Raw genomic sequence first — 6,192 nt, forward strand, 5'->3', positions numbered from 1 at the left:
GACTGCAAAGTTGCAAAATCAAGTCCGTTTCATCTCAAGAAACCACGTAATTGACTATATTTCAATAATTTCAAAGAACTATTTATCAACTTTTACGGGACAGTAGTGAACTTCATAATAAAATATTTTTCATTTTATACTATTCAACATTCTCTCTAAAGCCATATTTTATTTTCCAATCTCACATCTTGTGAGGATGCACCCACTTTAATCAGAAATTCTCCTTTTTCCAGTATCCACTTCTTCTTTTTCTCACTATAATATTGAAAATCTTCTTCTTCCAGTAGTATCTTTATCGAACGAGTCTCACCAGGTTGTAACCACACCTTATCAAAGCCCTTCAGTTCTTTCAAAGGCCTTTCTTCTTCAGATTTTACATCCGTCACATAAAGTTGCACAATCTCGGCTCCTGCTTTATTACCTACATTAGAAACATCCAACCTTACCTCTACTTGGCATTTTTTCTTATCTATGACTTTAACCGAAAGGTTATCATACTGAAAAGATGTATACGACAAACCATATCCGAAAGGAAATAACGGTTCTACCCCTTTCTTCTCATATCCACGATAACCCGTAAAAATGCCTTCTCTGTAAAACACTTTTTTTTCTTTTCTGGTTTCATCGTAATTTCCTGCAGCAGGAGAGTCTATCCACTCCTTTTCTATAGTAAATGCTAGTTTAGCAGAAGGATTAACTTTACCTGATAAAATATGCGCCAATGCATTTCCTCCTTCCTGTCCAGGATAAAAAGCATGAAGCACAGCTGCCACTTTATTTATCCAAGCAGACATATTCACTCCTCCACCTGCATGCATTACCACTATCGTATTAGGATTCACTTTAGCAATCTCCTCTATGAGTCTATCTTGACCGTATGGCAAATCGAAAGGTCTGTCTCTTCCCTCAAGTTCTATACTACCGTCCAAACCGGCGCAAACAATAACAGCATCAACCCTAGAAGCCAAATTAACAGCCTCCGAAAAATCTATATCACTATTATAGCAATAACCCATTCTTATCTCTGCCGGTGTAGAACGCTGATTCCAGAACTTCAACTTTATATGTTTTGCCGAACCTTTTGTTGCGTAAACAGTTTCAGAACTTACATGAAATGACTGTGAGTCAGAGGCATCAACCAAAAGTTTACCATCAACAAATAACTGATAAGCTCCTTGTGCATCAATAAAGAAACGGATACTATCATTCTTAAGTATATCAATATAGCCTTCCCATTCTACTTCATAATCTGAACCAAAATTCTCATTATTATCGGGAGCTCCCCACCATTCAAAATCAACATTTCTATCAGTTCTGCTTATTATGGCACTACCCGTAGATTCATCCGAAGAGGAAGACTCTAAAGAATTAACTACCCTACCTGCAGCCTTAGCCTGTTCGTCAATTAAATCAGAAAAGGTACTGTTCTCAGAGCTGTTTCCAGAAGAGTAATAACGTGCTTTTAACCCACGTTTTCCATCTTGTGTCCTAAATACACAATTTCTGAACAGTCTGCGTTTAAACTGATTGGAGATACCTTCATGATAATATATTTGTGAACCCTTAAATTCATTTTCTATACCTTGAAGATCATTAACTACATACCACGGATGTACTCTTGAGCTACCACCGCCACCATAAACTATTCCATTGGTAGAGAATACCCTGTCGTTTATTACAGGAGGATTTGCCGTAGGCCCTATTACCGCTATTGATTTAGGTGACTCCAAAGGCAATACTCCTGAATTCTTTAAAAGGACGATACCTTCCTCTGCTGCCTTAAGAGACAATCTGTTTGCCTTCTGATTATAAACTGGAATACTATCGACTTTTTGAGGTCTATCAAAGAATCCCATGTCTATACAAGTACCATAAATACGTCTTACTTTGTCGTTTATAACCTCTTCAGAAACAAGACCCTGTTTTATCAGGGGTAATAGCTTTTCTTTATTAAACCAGCTTTTACTACCCATTTCAAGATCAAGTCCATTATTTGCCGCTTTATCAGCAGAATATGTACATGCCCAATCAGACATTAACATTCCTTTAAATCCCCAGTCTTTCTTAAGGATATCTATTAAAAATTTATTTTCAGTGCAATAAACTCCTCTTAAAGGATTATAGCCCGTCATTACTGCTTTAACATTCGCTTTCTGAACTGCAGCCTTAAATGGGGCTAAATATATTTCGTGCAAAGCTCTGTCGGAAACTTCTGTACTAACAGTATATCTGTCATATTCCTGGTCATTGCCTGCAAAATGTTTAATGGTAGCAATAACGCCACCTTCCTGTACAGCCTTTATAAACGGAACTACCATATTAGCTGTCAAAAAAGGATCTTCACCATAATATTCAAAATTACGTGCTCCCTTTGATGCTCTGTAAATATTTACTCCAGGAGCCAAAAGAAAATGAATTCCTCTTGCCCTCCATTCCTGTGCATACATCTCGCCCAACAGAGAAGAAAGTTCCCTATTCCAGGAAGAGGCAACAGCAAGAGCTGAAGGAAAGGCTGTAGCTCGACCCCATAGTCCCCACGACGATAATCCAAGTGGACCATCCGCCATTTTAAAGGCTGGTATACCAAGCCTTTCGCAAGGATGAAGATAAAAATCATTATAACCTGCCAATAAATCTATTTTCTCTTCCAAAGTCATTCTGTTAATCAAATCCTCTACACGTTCCTCTGTAGAAAGATATTGATCTTTAAAAGGATATTGCTGTCCCTTCAAAGGAGCTGTCAAAACCAATAATAAAAAGTATAGAATAAATCGTCTCATAAAAATCTTTATTACAATTTCTTATCAATTTAATTAGTTATATCATCGGGGAGCCAACGCAATTTTACTTAGCATCAAATTAGGACCTTTTTGAGAATTTATCTCAACCCTTATAATGCCATCCAAACAATTCTCTCGAGTAATTGGTATAGAAATCCAGGTTTCATTCTCATGGCTATCGAGTTGTACAGTTGGTACATCTTCACATTTTATAGTTCCGGCACGGTTACATTTATTTGAATCTAAGAAACACATCTTCAAATCCAATAATTTAGGATGCTTGACTTTTATCTCCACTACCATTCTTTTACCAACCCAATATGTCCCTTTCACATCCTGCCAAACCCCATCACATTCTATATTATAATCAAATGAATCTTCATTCACAATAATATTATCCTTTGCCTTATCCCAACATGATAATTTTGAAAGACCTATCTTATCATTCGGAACAACAAAAAAAACGGCATTCAAAGCTTTCTTTTCCTTCTCATAATAAGCAATATTATCTTTCAAATTTTCTTCTAACCAGGTATATTCAACAGTTTGAGTAGGATTAAATTTTTCTGAATTCATATAAGTTAATATTGACTTCTTCAATTGTCTTGTAGCCAATCTAACATTCAAAGAATCAATCAAATTATAACCAGAAACCAAAAGCTTTCCCCCATCAACAGTTTTAAGCTCAAAGATTGTTCCTAATTTATTCCCATGATGAAAGTCATTCACAGGTTGTACTATTGGGTAATAATCTTTAGGAAAATCATTCAATATAAAACCACGGCTATACCTACAAATATCCTCCCATTGCCAATCCATCACATCCTCAGTTGGAAAAAATGATAAAGCCGGATGATTATTCCTAATATAAGCACCACTTACATCGGTATCTTGTCCAGTAAACCATGTTGCCGACCAAAAAACAGGATTAAATGCTGAATAAATCTTATTTTGTTTATCCCCCAATTTGTCAGCAATCAATAAAACCTTACTACCTTTTTTCAGTTCTGTAATTGCCTGATTTAATGAAGTCGTTTGAATAATACCACCGAATTTAATAGCTTGTCCCGCTTTAGGAAATACCCATATCGACCATTGATTTTTATAGGAAGTTCCCTTTATCTTAACCTCAATATTTATTTTCTTTCCATATGTCCCTGCATGCAGTACACTTGTAAAAGAACCTATATGAGTCAATTCTCCCTGAGATATTTTTTCTACAAAAAAATGGCCAGAATCTATAATTTTCCCATTATCCCACAAAGTATATTGAACATTGGCATCATTCAAAGATTCTTTTCCATAATTAGCTATTTCGATTTTGCCTAAAAACTGTTCACCATCCTCCCACACAAATCTACTAAAACGTAATAGAGGAACTGTATGGCTACCATACATTACAAATTCTTCCGGAGTTATAAAATTCTTATTTTCATAAAAAGGATTTACCCAACCGACTAAAGCTTCCCCTTGACCAGGATAATCAACCATACTAAGCAAACTATAACCTGCACTTTCAGGAGTTCTTAAAGTCGCCTCAATCTCCGCCTTATATAAATTTTTATTAATCTGCCCAGAAGCTCGCTGTAGTTCATTGTCTAAAGATGCAATGCCATTTCGCAAAGCTATTGATTGATAATATTTCAGATTCAACGGCTCCAATACTCCTTGATACTTTTCTATTTCATTCCATAAAGGATGTACAATATATTGCCCCGTCTCATGAGTAAATTCAGGCAGATTTTTTCTTCTAAACTTATCGTCATAATTATGAGCAGAAGAAACTATATAATTATAGGAATAATCCCAATCTGTACCATTATATTTTTGTGCCTGGTTTTTTCCACCATACTCTACAAAATCATCATATTCTGTAATATCATGAGCTATTCCTGCTGCATAGAAATGTCTGGGATCAAATTCTTTCATTTCTTTTATACGTTCACCCATCCAATCGAAATTTCCACCCAATTCATTTCCAAAAGCAACAAGCATCATAGACGGATGATTTCCATAATTTCTAAGGGCTTCTATAACCTCATCATAAACAAAATCATTTAATCTTTTATCTTTCTGTCCGATAAGATCTTTCCATCCCATCCATCCGTCTTTCCAAAAAAATTCTACTTGCATATACAAGCCTACTTCATCTGCTGCTATAAAAGCAGCTTCCGGAGGACAAGATGAATGAAAACGTACTGCATTAAAACCATGCTCCTTATACAGTTTCCATATTTTTCTCCAATAGTCTACATTCATTTCCGGGTAACCGGTATTAGGAAAACACATTCCTTCATGGCTATTTCTATAAATTATCTTTCTACCATTTATTGTAAAATGCTTATCCTTAACTCCTAGATCTCTAAAACCGAACACCGCCGTTTTGTTTTCTTTTGAATTGGATGTAGACAACTGTACTTCAATCTGATATAAATTAGGTTCAAATTCATCCCATGATTTAGGATTCTGTAAAGAGATATTATATGACAGTTTATCTTTTTCAAAAAGATTCTCTTTATAAGTATGTGAACATACATACTCATTTGTCTGTTTATCTTTTATCTTCAAAAATAATTTTGCTTTATTTATTGAAGACGATTCTAATCTTAAAATATCAATGATTACTTTTACATTTTTATCTTTATAAGAAGGATATACATTAAGGCTCTTGATACTAACATCTTCATGTTTATTCAATCCTATACTTCCAACTATACCATTCCATTGGGTCTGCATATGAGGACAGTATGAATGACCTAATGTTCCTATCGGATAAATCTCACTATTATCAACCATAATAGTTATTGTATGCTTTCCGGCATCCAGCATTCCAATAAAATGCGTGTGTGGTGAAGATAAAAAGTCAATAGCATCTCCAATCATTCTACCATCAACCCAAACTTTACTTCTCCACATAACCCTTTCAAGAAATAAAGAATAAACACCTTTTTCTTCTGGAGTAAGTGTAATTTCCTTCTGATACCAGACTTTCCCAATATATTTGTTTTTTCTGGTAAGCATACCAAAATCTGCATTTTGAGGATAATCCGCAAAACGATCACATCCTAATATTGATTTAAAAATAGGGTAAGTATTACCTATACCAATCTCGTCTGTCGATCCAGGCAAGGTAATTGAACGGCTAAAATTATCATTCTCCCAATGATTCTTTTCTCCAACAGAAAGAGAATCAATCCGACACATCCACTTTCCAGACAAAGAGATATCTACTGACGAAAACAGAGGGAGAAGATTAAAAAAAACAAGGGAACAAGTAAATAGAAATTTATACATAAATGGAGATACATTAGTGTCCCGTTAAAATGGGACGAGTTAAACAATTAATCAAAAAGCCCCGGAATCAGGGGATCATTTAGATCTTTGACATCATTGAAATTAGTCTTGTCGAACA

The 6,192-nt window shown here is 35.1% G+C and carries 2 protein-coding genes; both read right to left on the minus strand.

Going from position 1 to position 6,192, the window contains the following annotated elements; genetic code table 11:
- Window positions 1–155 precede the first annotated feature (155 nt).
- Window positions 156–2,780 (minus strand): glycoside hydrolase family 3 C-terminal domain-containing protein, encoded by a 2,625-nt coding sequence (locus tag HF894_RS14900; protein WP_204973431.1) that lies wholly within the window; start codon window positions 2,778–2,780, stop codon window positions 156–158.
- Between the two features lie 42 nt (window positions 2,781–2,822).
- Complete coding sequence (locus HF894_RS14905) at window positions 2,823–5,984, minus strand: glycoside hydrolase family 2 TIM barrel-domain containing protein (RefSeq protein WP_204973433.1); 3,162 nt, start codon at window positions 5,982–5,984, stop codon at window positions 2,823–2,825.
- Window positions 5,985–6,192: the final 208 nt, after the last annotated feature.

This window comes from Caecibacteroides pullorum (assembly GCF_019239235.1).
Lineage (GTDB): Bacteria > Bacteroidota > Bacteroidia > Bacteroidales > Bacteroidaceae > Bacteroides > Bacteroides pullorum.